Annotated in this window: 27 protein-coding genes; 26 read left to right on the top strand and 1 reads right to left on the bottom strand. The window is 38.5% G+C overall.

The features are described 5' to 3' along the window. Positions 1-6 precede the first annotated feature (6 nt). The 26 genes from AC52J8_RS13700 to AC52J8_RS13575 all read left to right on the top strand — a co-directional run bounded on the left by AC52J8_RS13700 (position 7) and on the right by AC52J8_RS13575 (position 20544). Positions 7-960 carry a major capsid protein gene (locus AC52J8_RS13700; protein WP_269019125.1) on the top strand — a complete coding sequence of 318 codons (954 nt, stop codon included), beginning with the start codon at positions 7-9 and terminating at the stop codon, positions 958-960. A gap of 66 nt (positions 961-1026) precedes the next feature. Then, positions 1027-1692, top strand: a complete 666-nt coding sequence (locus AC52J8_RS13695; protein WP_269019126.1) for a stress-responsive nuclear envelope protein — start codon at positions 1027-1029, stop codon at positions 1690-1692. 4 nt (positions 1693-1696) lie between these two features. After that, positions 1697-2086: a hypothetical protein gene (locus AC52J8_RS13690; protein ID WP_269019127.1), complete on the top strand. Its 390-nt coding sequence runs from the start codon at positions 1697-1699 to the stop codon at positions 2084-2086. A 3-nt stretch (positions 2087-2089) separates the two neighbouring features. Continuing rightward, the gene (locus AC52J8_RS13685; protein WP_269019129.1) at positions 2090-2458 is read left to right on the top strand and encodes a glutamate 5-kinase; all 369 of its coding nucleotides are present in this window, start codon (positions 2090-2092) and stop codon (positions 2456-2458) included. A 37-nt stretch (positions 2459-2495) separates the two neighbouring features. After that, a complete protein-coding gene (locus tag AC52J8_RS13680; protein ID WP_496538823.1) occupies positions 2496-3209 on the top strand; it encodes a hypothetical protein in 714 nt (237 codons plus the stop codon). 74 nt (positions 3210-3283) lie between these two features. Further along, entirely contained in the window at positions 3284-3673 is a 390-nt protein-coding gene (locus AC52J8_RS13675; protein ID WP_496538822.1) for a hypothetical protein, read from the top strand. A 182-nt stretch (positions 3674-3855) separates the two neighbouring features. After that, a complete protein-coding gene (locus tag AC52J8_RS13670; RefSeq protein WP_496538821.1) occupies positions 3856-4224 on the top strand; it encodes an HK97 gp10 family phage protein in 369 nt (122 codons plus the stop codon). Beyond that, positions 4181-4624: a hypothetical protein gene (locus tag AC52J8_RS13665; RefSeq protein WP_496538820.1), complete on the top strand. Its 444-nt coding sequence runs from the start codon at positions 4181-4183 to the stop codon at positions 4622-4624. Before AC52J8_RS13670 ends, AC52J8_RS13665 begins: the two co-directional genes overlap by 44 nt. Position 4625: 1 nt before the next feature. Then, entirely contained in the window at positions 4626-4847 is a 222-nt protein-coding gene (locus AC52J8_RS13660) for a hypothetical protein (RefSeq protein ID WP_496538819.1), read from the top strand. Next, complete coding sequence (locus tag AC52J8_RS13655; RefSeq protein WP_496538818.1) at positions 4844-5065, top strand: hypothetical protein; 222 nt, start codon at positions 4844-4846, stop codon at positions 5063-5065. The genes AC52J8_RS13660 and AC52J8_RS13655 overlap by 4 nt, the downstream gene beginning before the upstream one ends. Before the next feature lie 97 nt (positions 5066-5162). Beyond that, positions 5163-5513 (top strand): hypothetical protein, encoded by a 351-nt coding sequence (locus AC52J8_RS13650; protein ID WP_496538817.1) that lies wholly within the window; start codon positions 5163-5165, stop codon positions 5511-5513. Beyond that, positions 5513-6466: a phage tail fiber protein gene (locus tag AC52J8_RS13645; protein WP_496538816.1), complete on the top strand. Its 954-nt coding sequence runs from the start codon at positions 5513-5515 to the stop codon at positions 6464-6466. The genes AC52J8_RS13650 and AC52J8_RS13645 overlap by 1 nt, the downstream gene beginning before the upstream one ends. A gap of 52 nt (positions 6467-6518) precedes the next feature. After that, positions 6519-7436, top strand: a complete 918-nt coding sequence (locus tag AC52J8_RS13640) for a phage tail tube protein (protein ID WP_150378108.1) — start codon at positions 6519-6521, stop codon at positions 7434-7436. 70 nt (positions 7437-7506) lie between these two features. Then, positions 7507-8022 carry a phage-derived protein YdaY family protein gene (locus tag AC52J8_RS13635; protein ID WP_150378109.1) on the top strand — a complete coding sequence of 172 codons (516 nt, stop codon included), beginning with the start codon at positions 7507-7509 and terminating at the stop codon, positions 8020-8022. A gap of 346 nt (positions 8023-8368) precedes the next feature. Beyond that, positions 8369-8716, top strand: coding sequence for a hypothetical protein (locus tag AC52J8_RS13630; RefSeq protein ID WP_150378111.1), 348 nt, complete (start codon positions 8369-8371; stop codon positions 8714-8716). Positions 8717-8813: 97 nt separating this feature from the next. Further along, on the top strand, positions 8814-9215 hold the full coding sequence (locus AC52J8_RS13625; RefSeq protein WP_150378112.1) for a surface-adhesin E family protein: 402 nt from the start codon (positions 8814-8816) through the stop codon (positions 9213-9215). A 98-nt stretch (positions 9216-9313) separates the two neighbouring features. Further along, complete coding sequence (locus AC52J8_RS13620) at positions 9314-9658, top strand: hypothetical protein (protein WP_336016061.1); 345 nt, start codon at positions 9314-9316, stop codon at positions 9656-9658. A gap of 89 nt (positions 9659-9747) precedes the next feature. After that, positions 9748-10074, top strand: a complete 327-nt coding sequence (locus AC52J8_RS13615) for a hypothetical protein (protein ID WP_496538815.1) — start codon at positions 9748-9750, stop codon at positions 10072-10074. 97 nt (positions 10075-10171) lie between these two features. Further along, the gene (locus AC52J8_RS13610; RefSeq protein WP_150378115.1) at positions 10172-10489 is read left to right on the top strand and encodes a hypothetical protein; all 318 of its coding nucleotides are present in this window, start codon (positions 10172-10174) and stop codon (positions 10487-10489) included. 121 nt (positions 10490-10610) lie between these two features. Further along, a complete protein-coding gene (locus AC52J8_RS13605; protein WP_496538814.1) occupies positions 10611-14708 on the top strand; it encodes a tape measure protein in 4098 nt (1365 codons plus the stop codon). 47 nt (positions 14709-14755) lie between these two features. Then, entirely contained in the window at positions 14756-15154 is a 399-nt protein-coding gene (locus AC52J8_RS13600; RefSeq protein ID WP_496538813.1) for a hypothetical protein, read from the top strand. Further along, on the top strand, positions 15154-15660 hold the full coding sequence (locus AC52J8_RS13595) for a DUF1833 family protein (protein ID WP_496538812.1): 507 nt from the start codon (positions 15154-15156) through the stop codon (positions 15658-15660). The genes AC52J8_RS13600 and AC52J8_RS13595 overlap by 1 nt, the downstream gene beginning before the upstream one ends. After that, positions 15657-16019, top strand: coding sequence for a hypothetical protein (locus AC52J8_RS13590; RefSeq protein ID WP_032052862.1), 363 nt, complete (start codon positions 15657-15659; stop codon positions 16017-16019). Before AC52J8_RS13595 ends, AC52J8_RS13590 begins: the two co-directional genes overlap by 4 nt. Beyond that, entirely contained in the window at positions 16012-19449 is a 3438-nt protein-coding gene (locus AC52J8_RS13585) for a host specificity factor TipJ family phage tail protein (protein ID WP_496538811.1), read from the top strand. Before AC52J8_RS13590 ends, AC52J8_RS13585 begins: the two co-directional genes overlap by 8 nt. Before the next feature lie 117 nt (positions 19450-19566). Further along, the gene (locus tag AC52J8_RS13580) at positions 19567-19956 is read left to right on the top strand and encodes a hypothetical protein (RefSeq protein WP_496538810.1); all 390 of its coding nucleotides are present in this window, start codon (positions 19567-19569) and stop codon (positions 19954-19956) included. A 42-nt stretch (positions 19957-19998) separates the two neighbouring features. Then, complete coding sequence (locus AC52J8_RS13575) at positions 19999-20544, top strand: glycoside hydrolase family 108 protein (protein WP_496538809.1); 546 nt, start codon at positions 19999-20001, stop codon at positions 20542-20544. Between the two features lie 106 nt (positions 20545-20650). Here the strand turns inward: AC52J8_RS13575 and AC52J8_RS13570 are convergent, their stop codons facing one another. After that, positions 20651-21592, bottom strand: coding sequence for an FRG domain-containing protein (locus AC52J8_RS13570; protein WP_496538808.1), 942 nt, complete (start codon positions 21590-21592; stop codon positions 20651-20653). Between the last annotated feature and the right edge of the window lie 116 nt (positions 21593-21708).

The raw sequence follows: 21708 nt of genomic DNA, 5'->3' as shown, positions 1-21708 counted from the left end.
GCAGTTATGACTACAACTGTTAATAGCGACATGATCATCTATAACCAATTGGCACAAACTGCTTATTTAGAGCGTTTGCAAGACAATTTGAATGTCTTTAACCAAGCATCAAACGGCGCAATTATCTACCGTAACGAAATTATTGAAGGAGATTTCAATAAAGAAGCTTTCTATAAAGTTGGCGGTAGTATCAAACATCGTGATGTGAATTCAACGGCCAAAGTGGTTCCTGAGAAAATTGGATCTGGTGAGTCTGTAGGTGTGAAAGTCCCATATAAATATGGTCCTTATACTTCTACTGAAGAGGCATTTAAACGCCGTGCTCGCACACCTGAAGAGTTCGCAATGATTCTTGGTTATGATCTGGCAGATGCTTTAGTGGCAGGACGTTTACAGTACAGCTTAGCCTCATTAAAAGCTGCTATTTCTAGCAACATTGATATGGTTGCAAAAGGTAGTATCGCTGTAGACGGCCGTAAAGCACTAACACGTGGGATGCGTAAGTTTGGTGATAAGTTTGGCCGTATTAGTTTATGGGTAATGAACTCAGATACCTATTTCGATATCGTAGATGATGCAATCACTAAGCAGATTTATGGTGAATCTGAAATCGTTATCTATGGTGGTTTACCGGGCACCTTGGGCAAGCCGGTATTGGTTACAGATGCAGTAGGTGATGATGATGCATTTGGTTTGCAAATGGGAGCAGTTACTGTTACGGAATCACAAGTACCAGGCTTCCGAGCATACGACATCAATGATGAAGAAAACTTAGGAATTGGTATGCGTGCCGAAGGTGCGTTTAACCTAGATATTCTTGGTTATAGCTGGGATACATCAAAAGGTGAAAACCCTGATCTTACTTTACTTGGTTCAAGTGCTAACTGGAAAAAACATGCTACCAGCAACAAAATGACAGCAGGTACATTGCTTGACTTGTCGGGCACAACAACTGGTTAACACGTAAACATCTCACTATTAGAGGGCTATTAAGCCCTCTTTTTTTATTTTTAAGAGTAAAGTGCCATGAAGCTAATCTATACACGTATTGCTGCAGCAGCTGCGTTAGAAGTAGGGACTATTGCAAACCCTGACTATTATGAATATCCAAATCGAAGTGCTGAAGAAGTAATCATTTATGGTAATTATCCAAAAATCCAAAATGACTATGAAGCTTTGGATATTCCTGTAGAAGTTCGCAAACTTGAAGAGCCTGCAAAAACGACTTTGGCCACAGTAAATGTCGCAGTGGGAATTACTCCAGAGCTGCAAGAAGTCATTGATCAAGCAAAAGCTGACTGTGAAAAAGTTGTTGAGGAAAACGGGCAACTTAAACAGAAAATCGAAATCTTGGAACAGGCAAGTGGTGATAGTTCAGAGTTAATTTCAGAAAACTCACGTTTAAAAGATGCTTTATTCCAAGCTGACAATGCTACTAAAGCGGCTGAAGGAAAGGTAGTTAGCATCAAAGCAGAATTTGATGCTTTTAAAAATGATGTTACTGCTATGCAAGCGCGTATTGCTGAATTGGAAGTTGGTAAAGTTGCAGAAAATTCAACAACAGAAACGGCGACAAATGATTTTGAAAATTGGTCTAACGATCAATTAAAAGAATATTTGGCAAGTAAAAACATTGGCTACAAACCATCTGCAACCAAAGCAGAATTATTAAAGCTGATCCCAAAGGAATAATGAAATGAGCTTTATTACTGTAAATGACGCAAATTCAATTTTGGGCAGCGATTTTGCACCAGACAGTGATAAAGCTCGTCTGGTTCAACTGGCAAATGTTTGGATAAAAAAACGAATTGGATTTGTACCGGATCCTATAGATTCACTTCTTAAAGATGCTGCTTGCGAAATTATTAAAGGTATTCTGGCCAAAGTAATTTATAACGGCAAAGAGCCGCTGCTTAAACGAAAGAAAGTTAAAGCAGATTCAGTCGAATCTGAAAAAGAGTATCAAGAAGGTACTGAAGCGATTTCTAGCTTTGAACAGATAGCAATTGATTATATTGATTCGCTTGATTTGAAAGACCCAAATGCAAGTTTTAATGGCTTCGGCATTCCACTTTATAGGGCATAAATAATGGGCTTAAGAGAGGAACTTCAGGCAGATCTTGCTGAAGCATTTAATGAAGATTTGGCTGACGCAGTGCATACTTTTACGTGTGAGCGGATATCAAAAACGAATTGGGATCCTAAAACTGAAACTCATGTTGAAGTTAAAGAAAACTATACTGGTCGTGGTGTTCTTTTTGGCTCTTACAAACAATATGAAATCCAAACCCTTGGAGTACTTGCCACAGATAAGAAAGCGACCGTGCTTCAAAATGAAGTGACTATGGTCCCTAAAATCGATGATGAGTGGCTAACAGCCTTAGGCTCATTTCGAGTAATTCATATTCAGCAAGATTCAGCCAGTACAATCTGGAAATGCCAGTTGAGGAAGGTCTAAATAATTGATCTAATATCCTTCTAAATTAGGGGGATATATGGCAAATAAATCACTTAACGAAAAATTTAAGATTATTGGATTTTGGACATTTGGTGGAATATTTTGGTATTTATTAATTAGTTTCTTTTTGCTGAGTGATTATCCAATTCAGGATTATCCATTTAACCATAAAAAAACATATGAAGTATTAAAAGATGCCTTAAGTCTTGCTGCGGCTTTTTTAGCGCCAGTTGCTGCTTTTGTATTATTCAGTAATTGGCGAGAACAACATATTGAAGTTGAAGTTGAGAAAGTAGGGATTGAACTCTACGAGCGTTTAATGCTTATCAAAAATGAAATTTCAGATATTAATAGTGAAATATGTTTTAATTTTTCTGAAGATAAAAAAGGTCTTGAAGACAGATTAACTATCACTCTTTTTGAAAAAATATTTCAAGTAAATTTAATAAAAAATAGATTAAGAAAAAGAAATAACTCTACAATTACTTTTTGCTCCTTTGCTGATCAAATTGGAAGAGATGTAGATATTTGTTTCGCATGCTTAATGAATATGTATTCAGCTAAAATTAAAATCACTAATTCAAATATATACAATTTCGAATATATAAATGAAAGTGATAAGGAGTTTAAAGAGAGATATCAAGAAAAATTTGATGAATTTGAAAGCCAATATACTGTGGGGTTTAATAAACTTGTAAATGATTTGGAGGCTTTAGATATACTTACTGACACGATTCGAATCCAAATTTAGTTGGTAATTTAATATAAAGCTAAAAAGCCTACATGAAATGTAGGTTTTTTTATGGGCGCATATTAGGAGTATCAATGGTTAGCACAGATTATGTTCCTTTATGGCATATCTCACCATTCCAACATGTTCAATACACTCTTACTAGAAATCAGCTTCACATGGATTTGTTATTCGAGGACATGAATAACGTTGATAAGTTCTTGTCTGTTGAAGGTGCAGCGGCACAAGTTGATTTCTATTCTGAAGGTGCTTATGCAGTTGTTCAGTTGGGAGATACTTCAGAAAGGAAATTAATAGAGATCTATGGCCTGCTTTTACATGAAGCTGTACACGTATGGCAGAAGGTTAAGAAGTTAATGGGAGAAAAAGAGCCTAGTTCAGAATTTGAAGCGTATTCAATTCAAGCGATCGCTCAAGACCTTTTTGAAATGTATGAAGAAAGCGAGATAAGACATGTTCCATAGCGTTAATGATGGCAAAGGCAATCGCAGAATATATGTGAATAGCAATGAAATTAAACGTGTTCTTTGGGCGAATGAGGAACAGGGTTTGGTTTGTTGCTTCCAGTATCCATATAAGGTTAATAAGCGCAAAGGTGGGCTTTGCACAAGAATATTGCGTGGCAAAGTTAAAGTGGAGATGATCAATGGCGTGGACGGGAGTAAAGCCGACTAGCTTTAGTTTTGAAGTTGAGAAACAGGCAGATGAGCTTGTAAAGAAAATCACAATGGATACAGTTCAATCACTTGTTGTTTCAAGTCCAGTTGATACAGGAGCTTATCGGGCATCGCATATTATTTCTGTTGGTTCTGGTGATTACGGTGTGCGAGAGCCTTCTACTAATGCCGTGCAAGATGCCGCGATTCAAGCTGTTAAATTTAAGTTGGGGAGTTTGATCTATATTCAAAACAACCAGCCATATGCTGAGCGCTTAGAGAATGGTTGGTCTGATCAAGCGCCACAAGGTATTTATGGCCTCACTTTTAATTTTATTTCTCAAAAGTACGGTGGCTAAAATGACAATGACTTTAGAGCAGACAAGGCAAGCTATTATTGATCGCATGCAAAGCTTTACGGGTATTTCTCAGGAACGGATTCAGTATCCAAATGCACCAGGCTTTACTGTGCCAAAAGACGGCTTGTGGTGTAGTCTAACTATTGCAGGCGGCCCGAGTTTTACCTCAGGTGTAGCAGATAAGCCTTGTAACCGTCGTACCGGTAATATTATGGTTCAGTGTTTTGATCGACTTCATGTGGGAGAAAAAGCACTAACAATTCTAGGTGATTCTTTATTGGCTCATTTTGAACATTTCTCTTTTGATGATTTAGAATGTTTGAACGGACAAACTATTAAAGCTGGAAAAGACGCTGACTTTGTGCAGTACAATGTGACCATAGGATTTACGGTGAATTGATATGAATGAAGATTACTTGCGTTATTTGACTGAAAGACAAGAATTGATCAGCAACATTAAATTGCTAAGTTCAGACCCATCAAACTTACAACATTTAGAAAACAAAACAATTTCTGAGTTGATGCGTATTTATTACGCTGGTTTTGATAATCATTGTCCACGTTGCGGAGACAAAGTAAGTATTCTTCCTTTTAAATCAATTTATAGGTCAAATGCTTCATGAATGAATATATTAAAATGCTTCGTGAAATTGAAGCAAAAAAGAAGAATTTAGAGACTCGAATTGCTCAGAAAGTGGGTGAAGAGGTTGCTAAATGGCAGTCAGAAAATAAGTTAGCTATACAAACTATATATATTGATTTGGCAGATGAGAGATCACCTGAAGGGCCTAAAAAATACATTGTTACTGGAGCTTCAGTAGATATTGATTACAAACCTTAAATTTTTAATTCCAGTACCGCCTCAGGGCGGTTTTTTTTCGCCAGAAATTTAGTGGTCACCTTCGGGTGGCTTTTTTTTATATCTATAGGAATCACTTATGAGCAATTTTGTTTTTAAGCGTGGTGACACATTCAACTTAAACTTGCAGCTGGTTGATATGGATGAAACTTTACCTTATCCACCCGATGACGTGCGCCGAGCAATTGATCTGACGAGCTACACATTCACATCACAGGTTAAAACTCTAGATGGGCAAACTGTAGCAACGTTAACTTGTGCCCCATTGAATCAAGGTACCCAAAAAGGTTGGTTGAATGTGGCTTCAAGTAGTAGCACTGCAAATTGGGCGTTAGGGCTTGTTCAAATGGATATTAAAGGCACAGTAGGAGGGGTAACTCAACATACTGAGACTTTGACTTTCCAAGTTATTGATGGGGTGACCGCATAATGGCAAATCTTGTTTTTAAATACAGATGGAATCATGGACCTTATCCATTTAACTCGGCACAAGGAAAGCGGCAATTCATGTTGCCTTTCGCTTCGGGGATTCTCAATCTAGCGCCAGCGTTTTCTCAAATTCATGACATTCCAACAACAAACCCTGCATCCAGATTGATAGGTATTCAGTCAGGTAATGTTATGGAGGTGGGTGCTTATGGTTTGGGTCTCACGGCAACCAATCCAGTGAGTTTTAAGAATTTAACTACTGAAGAAGCGAGTAAAGTTAAGTCAGGTTTCTACTCGGATAATGATCATATCGGTGAATTTATTGTTATTAGTGGAAATTCTGGCCAAAAGTTGCTTTTGGGTGGATCTCCTTATAATAACGGTATCCCTTGTTATCAATCTATTGGGTTATTTGAACCAACTCGCAAAGATTTCGCAACAGCTCCAATTCATACATTCAAGACGACACAGAACACTACAATTGACGCAAACGGCTTTATTAAAGCAGCTTCTCCTATTGCCAAGTTATTTGCATATAAAATTGAGTTGAATGATGATGCAGCCAAGCAACCACTTGAATATGAAAAATTAGGTACTGGCGATTACTTACTTAAAGGCTCTTTAGGCTTTGCACAAGAAGGCTGGTATATCGAAGTACCAAAGGATGCGAATGGGAACACAGTCGTAGCAGTTGAATACTCAATGTTGGAAAATGGTGATCTTTCAATCAAGACCTACAAACGTAAGTTTGATTTTGAGCTTGCCTCAGTTGTAGCAGATCATGAAAATCCTATGGATATTCCAGAGGGGCGCTGGATTGATATCCGCCTACATGAAGAACCACTGGTTATTTCTAATACACCTATAAATTTTCAGCCCACAAATTTATCACAGGCAGTGTCAGCAGCACTTGAAGGTATAGAACCGCCTGAAGTGACAGATGAAAACCTTTAACAACCCGCTAACTCAGCGGGTTTTTTAATGCCTAAATTTTGGAGAACTATAAATGAGTTCAGGCGCAAAAATTCGATTATATGCTTGTGAAGAAGCAGTATTAGGAACTACTCCGGCTAATCCAATCTGGTATACCGTTCGTCGTGTTACTGATAGTTTGACTGAAAATGTGACTACTGAAGATAGCAGTGAAGTCGTTGACTCACGTTTTCGCCAAGGTAGTGTCGTAACTGAAGCTGAAGTAACAGGTCAGTTAGAATTTGAATTGTCGTTGGGAACCTTCGATTTATTCTTAAATGTTTTAGCTTTCAATAACTGGGCTGCAAATGCTTTAAGTTTTGGTGGTGGAATTCGAAAATCTTTGACTCTAGTTAAAGTGTTCGAAGATATTGGCCAAGTCTTTATTTATCGCGGTATTCAAGTGAATACAGGTGAAATGACTATCCAGACTACGGGTAAGATCACTGGCAACTTTGGTCTTGTAGGCAGCTCATTCACAAGACAACAAGTCAATCCAGTTATCAATCCTATTCCAGCTTCAACACGCCCACTTGTCAGCATGCCAAATGTTGAAAAGTTACTTATTAATGGGCAGTCGATTCAGGGTAAAGCTTGTCTACAAACGCTCACCATTAACTTTAATAACAATCTTGAAGCTATTCGCTGTATTGGCTCAGGCTCGTACACACCAGAGTTTTATTTAGAGAAAATGATGGATATTGGTGTAAATGCTAACTTCATGTTCTCGGCAACATCTGCAGCTTGGATTGATGCAATTAAAACGCGAGATATCTTCACACTGACTTTTGATATCACAGACAGTAAGGGGAGTAAGTATTCGTTGAACTTCCCGCAGCTTGAAGTCAAGGAAGCTAACCATCCAGATGGTGGCGGTGACGACATCATTACCATTGATATTAACTTTGCTCAGGTACGTACAAGTCCAACGATTATTCGTGCACTTATCTAATTCAAATCATTAATTCTAAAGCTCATGGATTCCCATGGGCTTTTTTATTTTCTAAATTTAAGAGGTTGCTATGGCTTTAAAAGTAGGCATTATTCAAAGTTCTGAAGTATCTAAATGGTGTGAGTTTAAAGATACAGATGGTCAGGTTCAGGCAGAGTTCAAAGTGCGTGGTATCGCCTATAAGCCCTTTCAGGTAGCCATTGAACGTGCGGGTAATCAAATCTCGTCTAAAGGCTATGATGTGATGGTCAAAGATGAAAATGCCAAGCTCTACCACGAATTGTTAATGGATGCATGTGCTGCCCATTTAATTGAGGACTGGAAAGGTGTGGTATTTGCCGAAATCGTAGCTGGTAAAACTGTTGAGTCCGAAAAGCCATATACACCTGAGAATGCCTCAAAGCTTCTTAATCTTGGTGATATTGGCATTTCAATCTGGTTATTCATTAAAGAACAGGCCCAGAAGATTCAGGAAGAAGCCGACAAAGATAAGGCCTTAATTCTGGGAAAGTCGTCGAGCTCTACAAATACCAAAAAACGTATGCGTCGAAAACGCCGCACGAAATCGAACAAATCAAGTTCTTAGGTGGTCGTATTCCAGATCCACCAGAATATTCTTATGCGGCTGATTCCATTCTTTTGGCATTTAGCATTATTTGCAGATCCAGAAGGTATGAGCAAAGCATCCCGTTATCTTTAGATCAGCAGGCAATCAATGTCTATGCTGAGCATAATGATTTGCCTGTTGATGCTCATATCTTTAATGACTGTATTTTTGCTTTAGACAATTTATTTATTGAAGAAGCCCACAAGAAAATTTCAACCAAACCCAAAAAGTAAAAAATAGCTATCTTCATGATGGCTATTTTAGTTAATGTATTTTGATATATTGAAATGTATAATGTTAACAATAATTTATATTGAAAATTAATATGTTAGAAAAACTTTTTTATACATTGGGGTTATCTGTTTTTCTAGTAGCTTTGGTTAGCTGCACTAAACAAGTTGAAAGTAAGGCACTGCCTTCTTCAATTGAAGCGCAATTCGTAAGTGCAGATAAAGAAATAGGGAAGATGCTCGATGACCTAGAAAATCGAGATATTCCACTTCAACGTAAACGGGAGATATTGTGCAAGACCTATCCTGAGGTCTACCAAAAACAGTACATGCCAGCTCTACTTAAGCTTTCTCCTAATACATATACAGAGGAAATTTTATTAAGAGATTTTGAGGCCGTGATTAGCTTTTATAAAAAAGCATTTGTTATTAATTGTGGTTAAAATTGATTTATTAATAAAAATGCTAGAGATGATAATTTTTATTGCCTCAAAAGTATGCGATTGTTAAATTAAAACATTTTTAAAAATGGGTGATTCCGTGAAAGTATTTATTTTAATTATAGGATTTATAACTTCTAATCTAAGTTATGCAGAAGACTGGAAATTAGTAGCGGAATCAACAGATAATGTACGTACATATTTAGATATTGAAACATTAAATTATCATTCAAATGATAATTCTGTAAGCGTTTGGTCTAAGGTAAATAATATAAAAGTACAGTTAGATAGTGGGATACTTACGGAATATAAGACACTAGATTATTATTTTTGCAATTCAAGAACATCTACTACGGTTAAGGGTATAGCTTATGATAAAAAAGGCAATATACTTGAAACTAGTGATACGAAAATTGGGCCTAACAATATAATTCCTGGGTCGGTTGAGGATACAGTTTTTAATTATGTATGTGAAAATTCCAAGTTAGAGGTTGTAAATTAAAATCCAACCAATAAGGACAAGAACCGCTAGAGATAGTGGTTTTTATTGCTTCTCAAATAACCAATTGCTAAATTACCTCTAAACATAAAGATAATTTTATGAAAAAGTTTTATCTATTTATACTCATGCTTACATTAATAGGTACGGTTCAAGCCAAATCACTGGAAGATAGGGAAATAAAGAAAAGGTGTGAGTCATATACAGAACTAGCATTGGTCTATTTGGATAATTATTTCAATGGTCAAAGTCGAGAGGAACAATATAATTTAGTCGAAGATAAGATCCAAGATGAAGTGGGGATTGTTTTCAGTAAGAAATTAATTGACATTGCCTACGACTATATACCTTTTCCGGTGAATGAAAGTGAAAGAAAAGCATACAGGAAAGATTATTCATCAACATTTTTCAATAGATGCATAAAAGGCTTTGAATCTTCAAATTAAATTTTGGAAAAAATACTTAATCACCTTCAGGTGGTTTTTGGGTTTTCTGAACTGTTTAATTTTACTCACTCTTAGTAATTGGTGATTTGATGAAAAAAATACTTTTTTGTTTATTGATAAGTTTTTCGACTATAGCTATAGCTGATAATAGTTCTGAGCAACTGAAATATTGTGATCCAGTTTCAGAATATGCAAACAATATTATGTATAAAAGACAACACGGTACTCAAGCTAAAGATTTATTTTTAACTGTTACAAAGGACTCAAAAGATCAATCATTTACTTGGTACTATGTTGCACTTATAAAGGAAGCTTACATACGCCCTGTTTTTAAAAATGAAGAAGAAAAGAAAAAAGTAGCTAAGGAATTTGCTGACGAGGCTTTAAAGGGGTGCCTCGACTCATTTAACGTTTAAAAGATTTAAGGCAACTAACCTCGCATTGTGGGCATTCTTATTGCGCCACTATTAACCACTTGTTAAATTAACCTCATTAATAACAGTGGTTAATTTCATGAAAAAGATTATCTTATTAGGGTTAGTACTAGGCGTGGTTGGATGTAGTAAGAAAGAACCAACTGTACAAGAAATTAATGCATTCAAAGAAGTGAAGGCTCAGGAATCTGTAAAGGCATTATTAAAGGATCCTAGTTCAGCTGAATTTAGAAATATGAATGGTATGTGTGGTGAAGTAAATTCTAAAAATAGCTTTGGAGCTTATACTGGTTTTGTTCGTTTTATTGGTACACCTGATCTTACAATAATTGAAGGTGAAAACTTTCAAGTAGATCAAGCAACCTTTAACGAAGTTTGGTCAAAAATCTGTAAGTAAACAAAATCTAAAAGTACCCTAGGGGGCTTTTTTTATAGTCAAAAATTAGCTGGTAATTATATTTAACTTGAATAGAACCCACTCCTTGAGTGGGTTTTTTATTGCCTGGAGAAAAGTGAAAATGGCACAAGAATCCCGTTTAGTCATTGTTATTGATTCGCAAAATGCTGAACGTAATGCACGAAATCTAGGCAATGAATTAAACAGTATCGAGAAGAACGGTGACTTTGCTACCAAGTCTATGGATCGTATGTCTGTAGCTACTCGCTCATTAGCAGGTTATATGGCTGGACTGGTAACTGTAGGAACGGCAATTAGTAAGATGGACCTCTATACCGGCATTAACAATAAATTGAAATTAGTGACGAATAACCAAGAAGAGCTAAATCGTGCTATGGAGGATACTTTTGAGATTGCTCAAAGATCAGCTTCATCTTGGAGCGCTGTCAATGATGTGTATTCAAAATACATGTCTAATGCAAAGACACTAAATTTAACTCAGGAACAAACCGCAAAACTTACTGAAATTACATCAAAAGCAGTTGCAATTAGTGGCTCTAGTGCTGAGTCAGCAGCGGCAGCTCTATTCCAGTATGGTCAGAGCCTAGATGGAAATATTCTTCGTGCAGAAGAGTTTAACAGTCTAGTCGATGGCGCTGGTGGTCTCTTAAACGCTATGGCCAAGGGTCTAGGCGTGACCCGTGGTGAACTCCGCCAGATGATGCTAGATAGTAAACTTACTGGAGAAGTTATTACTAAAGCACTTTTAAAAGCTGGCGATAGTGTTGAGCAGCTTTACGGCAAAACTAACAAAACTATTTCTCAATCTTTAGAAATGTTAAATAACGGGATCACTAAATTTGTAGGTGAAGCAGGGCAGGGATCTGGTGCTGCACAGACTTTAGCTGGTTCCATTCAAATTCTAGCAACTAATTTGGATTTGATCGCGGACGGAGCTTTAGTAGTTGGGATTGGATATGTCACCAAAGCAATTACTGCCAAATCATTAGCTGTCTATGCTGATATAGCTGCAACGACTGCAAGTATTCAAGCAAGTCGTTCAAAAGCATTGGCTGAGTTGGCTGAATCATCAGCTGCTGTTAAGTCTGCTCAAGCTCAAGTGGCTAATACTCAAGCTACTTTAACTGCATTGACAGCAGAAAAAGCATTAGAGGCAGAACGCTTAAAATCACAAATTAATTCAGTTGGGCGCACTCAATCTATTACACGGATGGCAGAGCTTAAGAAAATTGAATCTCAAGTTACACGCGAACTTACTGTAGCTGAGACTGCACTAGCAGCTGCTCAGGCTCGTAGTGCAACGGCTCAGAAAGCTGCGGTAGGTCTAACCGGTTCTATGTTGGGTGCAGGCCGTACTTTGTTAGGTGTTTTGGGTGGTCCAGTAGGGATGGGAATAACTGTAGCTACTTTAGCTGCTAGTTATTTAATGATGCGTGATAATGGCAATGAAGCCAATGATATGCTTAAGGATCAGTCGCGTTACGCTGGAATGGCAACAGATGAGCTTACTAAACTCAATGGTGCACAAAAACGTGCTGCGGAGGGAGAGCTAACTAAGCAATTAAATTCACAGTCAGCTCAACTTAAAAAATCCCAAAATGAATTCTTAGCATTGACGCAAACTATTGCAGATAGCAATAAAAAGAGTACAGAGGCATATCGCATCTGGGCAGAACTAACTACTGGAATAATTGGAGTTAATCAGGCTTTTGAAAGACTAAATCAACTAGATTTTATTAATTCAGATCAGATTAATCAGTTGGCCGACAGTAAAAAGAAAGTTGATGAAAATTCGCTTGCAGTAAAGAAAACAAATGCTGAGTTAAACTTAGTTAAAACATCTGGCGCAAATGCTAAATCAGGCTTATCGAATGTAAGTGAGGGAGCAAAGAATGCAGCTCAAGATGTAAGTAATCTTGATACTCAGCTGAAAAAATTGCGGGAAAATGCTAATAAATCAATTTCGGATGACAAATATTGGATAGCAACATATAACCGCAATAAAAAAATGTTGGGTGAGGCTAGTGCAGCTAATTTTGCTGACTTTGCTCAGGCATGGAGGAAAGAAAATAACATTAGCCGTGATGTAAATTTATCAAAAGAGCAAAATCAAATTCTTCAAGAACTATGGGGAGTCCATTTAAAAGTTACAGCAGCTAAGGAAGAGGCAGTTACCGCGACCAAAAAGGAAACTGAAGAGTTAAGTAAACAAGAAAAAATCACTAAACGATTAGTAGGTATTTCTGGCCAGTCAGGTATTGGCACAGGCCCTCATCTCGACGTTAGATATGGCGGCTCAATGTCTGGCCAGAAAGTATCGAATGAACATCTAGCCCGATTACAAGCAGGAGGAAAACCATTATCCTCCTATAAGATCAGTTCTAATTATGGTCCACGAAAAGCCCCCACCAAAGGGGCTTCTTCATTTCATAAGGGTATTGATTTTTCAATGTCTGAAGGCACACCGATCACGACCAATGTCGCCGTGAAAGATATTAAGACATGGTATGACAGCAAAGGTGGTGGCTATGTCAGCGAGGTGATCTTTGAGGATGGTGTATCTCTTAAGTTGCTTCATCAATCTCCAAAGATGCAGAGCAAAGTGAAAGGTGGTGCGAGTAAGGGAAGTGATAAAGCAGCAGGTGACATTCAGTCTCAACTTGATCGTCAATTAGATGCTCAGCGCTCTCTAGAAAATGAAGTAGCTTCTGAAGTACAGCGTATCCAGAATAATTTGAAAGTTAGACTGGAGGATGTTGATAAAGCAAGTTTTACGCCAGAACGTACTGCTGAAATCAAGGCTGAATTACAGCGTCGTGCAGATAATGATATTGCTATCGCCAAAAAAGCAATTATAAGCAAGCTGGAAGACTACAAGGAATTCCAGAAAACCGAGGAGCAGTTACTTGAAGAGAGCTTTAACCGTAAAAAGTTCAATGCAGCTCATGACATTGAATTAAGCAAGTCAGAGCAGAAGCAGGCTGTTGAATTGTTGAATCAACAATTACAGCAAGAGCTAGGGTTTTTAAAACTAGCTCAGGAACAGCGTCTTTTCCAAGCAAAAATTTCATATATGCATGAAGTTGATGCTATGCGTGAAAGATACCGGCTTGAGCGTGAGGAAATTAGTAAAACAGTCCGTGATCCTAAACAAAGAGGTGAACTATTAAATGCTTCGGCACGAGCTGAGGATAATGAGTTCGCTGATAAGCGTAAAAGTGCTTGGGATAGTTATCGACGTACCCAAGGTGAAATGGATGATACATCTGAGTATGTTAATCTTGATATTAATTATGAAGAACAAGCAAAGGTATTGGAGGATGCTAAGAAATATGAACTTATTACCGCTGAAGAACATGAAGCTGCTATGTTTAAAATCAAGCAAGATTACAAGGACAAAAAACTAACCTTAGATCTTGAATATGGCCAACAAGCTATGAGCTCTCTGACTTCAATTTTTGGTTCTATGTTTGGTGAACAATCCAAAGCTTACAAGCTCATGTTTGCAGCAGATAAAGCTTATGCGATTGCAGCAGCAGGTATTGCTATTCAGCAAAATATCGCTGCAGCTTCAAAAGCTGGTTTTCCTTACAACTTGCCTTTAATTGCTGGGGCGGTTGCTCAAGGCGCTAGTATCATTGCAAACATCCGGGCAATCAAAGATCAAGGTTTTGCTGAAGGTGGTTATACAGGTCGAGGTGGGAAATACGATGTTGCTGGCTTAGTCCATAGAGGTGAGGTGGTATTTTCTCAGGAAGATGTTGCTAGAAATGGTGGTGTTGCCGCAGTCGAATCTATCCGTAAAGATGGCATAACGCCGTCTAATAATTCGGATCTATTCCATGATGGCAAAGTTTACTTCTCTTCAAATGGTTTGGTTTCAGATCGTTCAAATCTTGATGATGTGCAGGATTTTACTTTAGGACAATCATCACGACCACAATCTGAGATTATGCCTTCAGTTGCTACTCTTACACCGACGATCAATTTCAAAATTGAAGTTGTGAATCAGGTGAGCGGGGCAATAGTTGAAGCTGAACAACTGGATGATAAAACAGTCCGGATTATCGTAAAGGAAGAGCTGGATAAACAACTTCCAAAAGCGGTACCAAAACTTGTAAGTGAACAAATTGGTAATCCAAACTCAACTATCAGTCGCTCTTTGACTGAAAACACTACCGCAAGACGAAATCGCTAATTAACAGAACCACCTTCGGGTGGTTTTTTATTGCCTGAAGGAAAGTTATGTATAAGTTAAAGCTAAATCCTCAGAACAGCGGCTATGGAGTAACACCGGGAGATGATGTAAAGCGTCAACAGATGGACGGTGGTCGTGGTCGCTACTACATCGATGTGAAGCGTAATAGCCATATTGTCGATGTGAACTGGAATTTAAGTAAAACCGATTTCAGTAAAATGATGGCTTTTTGGCGTGTCTATCAAAACAAGCCGGCTTCTTTCTATGCCGATCTGGTGATTGATCAGGGAGCGCGGCAGCAATATCAATGCAATTTCATTCCGAATTCGTTTAAGACAAATGAAGTGAATGGAAATCTTTACCGAGTAAATGCACAACTAGAAGTTATTCAAAATCAGCCAAACCTTGCAGCTGATGAGGCGCTAATAAGTGATTGGGAGGTCTAATGGATAACGAATATGCGAAGTTTTTTCTCAATCGTAAAGTTGATATTTATCAACTGGAATGTATTGAACTATCACACCCATCATTTCTAAATATTTATCGCGTTGTTCGTAATGATGACCGTGGTGTTTATGTCCAGCACAAAGAAGGTGGGGGGCAGGTCTTTTACGAATATCTGCCTATGTCAATTCAAAGATCCGGGATGTTAGGTGATCTGGACCAGACTTTAACTGTCTCAGTTTCTGGTCTTGGGGATATATTGCCGGATGAGTTGGAGCGAGTTTTAGAAGGTCAATTTGCAGATGTGAAGCCTACTGTCAATTACCGTCTTTATAGTTCAGACAACCTGAATTCACCAATCCATTATTTGTTAGGCCTTCAGCTTGCAGGTGTTTCAATGAACAATAAAGCCGTGACATTTAAAGCTGAGTCCCCTCGTTTAAATATTTCCAAAACTGGTGACATCTTTTCGTTAGATCGGTTTAGCGGACTGAAGGGGGCTGTATGAAAAGTCATGATCATTTGCTTGATAAGCAATACGACGAAGAGCACTACAACTGTGTTCACTTTGCACATGAAGCTGCTCTAGATCTATATGGAGTAGATCGGAGTGAAGCTTTGGATTTGTTCATGCAACCTAAAGGCCATATCAAGTTTAAAGTCTCGCGATTAAAACTCTTAAATCCGCTGCCCATGCCCAAGGAGGGTTGCATAGTTGCCTTCCATCCAAGACAAAGAAATAAGCCCCCGCATGTGGGGCTTTTTCGTGGGCAGAAGGTTTTACACCTGATGGAGAGTGGAGTCACTTATTTAGCTGAAGACGTCATTAAGGCAATGGGGTTTAGTCGGGTTAGTTATTATGATTAAAGTTATTTATAAGCAAGATGCTTTGTCTGAAGAAAAGACAATTGAACATGCCCACACAATAGGGCAGTGGCTAACTTCAAAATATGAACATATGCCTGAGCATGTCCGTATTTTTCATACACCAAGCAATATGGATCATGCAGAAATCTCTTTTGCAAATGAAGTTACACCGAAGAATGCTCACGACTTAAAGCAGCTTGATTTCTTGCCGGGTACTTTTATTGTGATTGAAAACCCGAAAGGGATACCTGCACTTATTGCTGCTATCGTTTCTATTGTTTTAAGTGTGGCGATTGCATTTTTAATGCCCGCGCCGTCAATTGCCCAAACCACTCAGAATAACAATCAATCCTCATCTGCAAATAACGAACTTTCAAACCGCGAAAACAAAATGCGAGTGAATGGCCGTATTGCTGATATTTATGGTGCAGCTTGGGATACAGCTGATCTAATTGCTGTGCCTTACAAGGTTTATGAAAACAACGTTGAGGTAGAACATGTCGTTGGCTGTATTGGGCGTGGTAACTATCACATCAAAGGTGCTTACGATGGTGAAACCAATATTGTCGATATTGCAGGGGCATCGGTCGAAGTCTTTCGTCCTGGTGTTGATATTGTTTCTGGCCAGCCTTATTTTTCGCTTGGTAGCGAAATTACAACACCGCCTTTAACTGTTCAGCACCAAAACTCGGTTAATGGCCAGATCTTGCGTCCAGCTGATACTCAAAGTCTGGAAGGAACCAATTATCTTCAATTTGCTTACCCAAATGAGATCCTTCGAGCAGCTGCAAACAATACCGATTTGACGACTAAGTTTGTCAGCAATGACCGAGTTGAAATCACTAATGCTTCTTTTACTTTTAACGGACAAACATACGATTTAAACGGTACTTATAGCGTCTTATCTGTTGCTGATGACCGAATGGCCTTATCTAACCCGGCAGCAGTAAATCCGAATTGGCTAAAGCTAAAAGAACTCACTAATCAGCAAACTGGTGCTTTATCTCCAAAGCTCTCATCCATTGGCGAAAAATGGATTGGTCCATTTATCCTGGACAATATTGAACGTAGTCGCGTCATTTTCAACTTTGTGGCCAACAATGGACTTTATACCGTTTCTTCAGGAGGCAATCAGGCGGCAGTCAATGTCACTATTGAAGTTGAAGTTACTCCAGTGAATGAGACGGGTGCTGCAATTGGTAACCCAATGCTAAAACAGATCATTCTCAAGGGTTCAGCTAAGTCGCGGCAAACAGTTGGCGCAACGCTAGATATGGTCACATTTCAGGGCCGTTGTAGCGTCCGTGCTCGACGATTAACACCAACCCCAGCAGTGACAACCGTAGTTGATGAAGTGAAGTGGCAAGCGTTATATGGCGCATTTCCATTGCAAAGCACGATGTATGAACATGAAACGGTTTTTCGTGCACGTACATATGCAACGACTGGAGCTTTATCTGTTAAGTCACGCAAGATCAATTTTGATCTTCAGCGCATGTTGCCCACATATAAAAATGGAGCAATGACAACAGAGTTATTTCCAACCTCAAGCTTTGCAGATGCTTTGGTCTCAATGGCGCTCGATGACAAGATTGGCCGTCGTACGATCGACGAGATTGATATTGAAAACATCTATCGTACTTATAACGATATTGTCGATTACTTCGGTACACCTTTAGCGGCTGAGTTCTGTGCCACCATTGATGATACTAATCTTTCTTTTGAGGAGCTGGTCACCAACCTTTGTGATGCTGTGTTTTGTACTGCTTATCGTCAGAACAATAAGCTAAAGATCTACTTTGAACGACCGACCGATAATTCAGTATTGTTATTTAACTTCAGGAACATCATTCCGGATAGTTATAAGCATGATCTAACGCTAGGCATGATGGATGACTATGATGGATTGATCTATGAATATACGGATCCTGCCGACGACACCCGCATAAATATCTATCTGCCTGATAAAGGAGCTAAGAATCCTAAAGAGGTGAAATCTGTAGGTGTGCGAAACAAGTGGCAAGCTCACTTTAATGCGTACCGGCTTTGGAATAAGCTTCGGTTTCAGCGTAAATCCATAACCTTTGATGCAACACCAGAATCCGAACTTTTGGTTTTACGTGATCGTATTGCTGTGGCAGATTATCGAAATGGTATCCATCAAAGCGGTGATGTAGTTCAGCAAGAGGGATTGATTCTTACATTGAGTCATGATGTTGATTTCATAGCTGGCAAGAGTTATGTGATTTATCTGCAAATGGGAGATGGCAGCGTTGATCTAATTCCAATAACTGCTGGCTCCGCTAAGAACAAAGTGGTTTTAGGACGTTTGCCAAACGGTGCTCTCAAATTAAGTGCTGATGATTTTGTTAATACCATTTATACGGTTGTTAATGACGATACAAAGGACTCATTACCTTATCTGGTAGCTAAGAAAGATCCAGTTGATAAGTTTTCAAATACCATTACGGCAGTGAATTATGATGTTCGTTATTACCTTAATGACAAAGACTTTATTGATGTACCAGTTGATGACTCACCGATTTACATCCGTTACGACCAGCTTGATCTTAATTTAGCTCGCTTATATCAGATGCAACGAGGTGACCTACCAACAACCGGTGAAATTAGCTTTATTGTTGAAGCCGGTGCTTTGGTGTCGAGCTCCAGTTCACTTCGACCAGAAACTAGATTTGTCTATTACCCAAAGTATGATGGTAATCCACCTAAACAAGTGTTTACTGTTGCAAGTGCTAATGAGCTTCCTGCTATTGATACGGGAGAATTTCCGTCTGAACTTGTTGTTAATCTTATAATTAAGGGGGCTGTAGTTGGGCGTGGCGGAGATGGGGGATTACCGCATCTAGCATATGGTGGATGGGGTTCTGATCCAGATTACAACTTTACCAAAACCCGCCGTGATGGATTTCAGGGTGCACCGGGTTTAATGAACCGGCACAGTAAATTAAACCTAATTATTGACGGAGGAACTTTAGCTCGAGGCGGCTCTGGCGGTGGAGCAACGCCAAGCGGTATTTATGCAGATTCATCATTTGGAGTTCAAGGCGGTGCTGGTGGTGGTGGTGCACCATTTGGACGTGTTATGTCTGGCCAGCCAATTTACAATGATTCTCAGGATTGGCGACTATACCTAGATGGTTATTTCTTAGTTATGAAAGTCACTGATGCTGATGCCGAAATGCCAGGGAAAGGCTCTAGGTTTGCAAATAGCTATGTTACACCTCCAATATCTGGCGATGGGGGTGCATGGGGGAAACTTGGTACTAAGTCTACAAATAGTGGCACATGGAACTGGCAATATCATGGCACAACTGAGGGCCAGCCGGGGCCAGGCGGTACCGCCATTGTAGGAGTAGCGCCACTCACAACACAATTGATAAATGGAGGGCGAATTTTACAAACCCTTTAATACTTTGAAAGAACTTTTAGCACCCAATTCGGGTGCTTTTTTATTATCGCTCCGATGATGGATTGGACAACGAACAACTACCGCTTCCTAGCGGTTTTTTTATTTCTGGAGATATAAATGGAACCAGTTTCCACTAGCGGTTTAACAGCACTTTTAAAATTTTACGGAGCGGCAATTATGGTGACTTTAGCGGTCGCTTTAGTTGCAGCAGTTGTACTGATGACACGTATGCCACGCTCACCTCAGGAATGGGCCGTTGGGCTCATTTGTACTGTTGTATCAAGTTTGGCTGGTGGTTCATTCATTATTGTGAAGTGGGGGCTTCATGAATGGATTACAGATATTTGGGGGATGATGGCGCTTGGTGGATTCTTCTTTGTTTGCGGAATTCCCGGTTGGGCTTTGGTCCGATGGACTTTTAACTTTATCAACAAACAAGAAGGTAAGACGATTATTGAAGTAATCAAAGAAGTTAAGCAAGCCAGAAAAGACATTGAAAACAGCTAATGCCGCCTTCGGGCGGTTTTTTATTATCTAAGGAAAAGTGAAATGAATATTGAACAATATCTTGAAGAACTTATTAAACGTGAAGGGGGTTATGTAAATAACCCTGCGGATCGAGGAGGAGCAACCAAGTACGGTATTACTGAAGCGGTCGCTCGTGCAAACGGATTTAAAGGGAACATGAAGGATTTGCCGCTTGATATGGCCAAAGCAATTTATCGCAAAAACTATTGGACGGCTCCGCGTTTTGACCAAGTGAATACAATCAGTTCAGCAGTTGCTGAAGAGCTTCTAGACACTGGTGTGAATTGTGGTACCGGCTTTGCTAAACCTCTTTTACAACGTGCTTTGAATTTACTTAACAACCAAGGTAAAGCTGGATATACAGACTTAAAGGTTGATGGTGTTTATGGACCAGCAACGCTTAATGCATTCAAAACTTATCTTGCAAAACGTGGGAAAGAGGGAGAGAAGGTATTAGTCCGAGTACTGAATATCATGCAAGGTCAACGCTACATTGAAATCTGTGAACGTAATCCTAGCCAAGAGCAGTTTTTCTATGGTTGGATTAACAATCGAATTTCCCTATAATTTTTATATTTGCTGTGCACTCTATTATTAGAATGCACAGCTTTTATACCCATCTAACAATATATAAACTCTTTCATTCATAATGACATCTTATTGCTCTGTCTTATCAAAAAGGGATACAACCTCTGATTTGAAGATTATGTTTACTCGCAAATTTAGCGGCAGATATTGACTCTGTTGCATACTTCGCTGCACCATATGGTCCTCGGAAAAGTTTTGCAGCATTAATAGAATAATCTTCACAGAATTCAAGTACTTTTAAGACTTCTGAGTTTTTGATAGTAAATTTAAAAAGACCACTTACTTGTTTGTCATGCATTAAATCTGAAATTAATTTTAACTCATTGATTTTAAAACTTTGATGTGTGAGATTTGCTCTAGCATCTAATGTTTGTCTTACTAGAGTGAAACAACCTTCCTGAGAAGATATATTAATATTATGGGCCCTTGGTACATCTATTATTTCGAAATTTAATTTATCATTACTATTCAATAAATTTTTCTTTTCTGTATCTATAACCCATATTGAAAAGCTATCTTCTAAATTTGAACTACCATTGATCACACCTGTAGCAGCAAAATACATAGCAACTAAAGGGTTGTAACTCCAGTCAAGTAACTCGGTCGGATATCCATAATGTTGTGCAAAAGCTAGCAACTCGAATAGTTGTCTCTGTGGCCAACTTGATGGGTTTAAGAATACTTTATCATGACACTCATTTAGTGTTTCAGTTCTAAAACTATAAGAATCATTTGGAATTGAGACTGCATTAATATCACACCCTTTAACAAATGTTTTTAAATAAGTTAGTTGTAAAAAACACAGATCATTATATGAGTTTGATAGAGTTGAGTGAGCAAATACATTTCTATATAAAGATGGAACTAATTCATGCGTTGAATTTGATTGTCCTCGGTAAATGAAATTATGATTTGCTGAACCAGTTTTTTCTGCCAATTTCATTTTATTTTCAGGTTTGAGAACTTCCTTAAATTCATCAAAAGACACTAAAAATTCTTTGTAACCGTTATGCATTATTTCTTTCAAAAGAAAAACTCCATTGTTGTGATTTCAAAAGATATGTTAAGTAATTCATTTTTTTGAATAATGTATTCTATATTTTTTAATCTATTTCCAATAGGGAATGATCAATAAAATATTAA

The sequence above is a fragment of the Acinetobacter sp. S-1 genome, from assembly GCF_059579785.1.
This window is presented reverse-complemented; position numbering and strand designations above follow the sequence as displayed.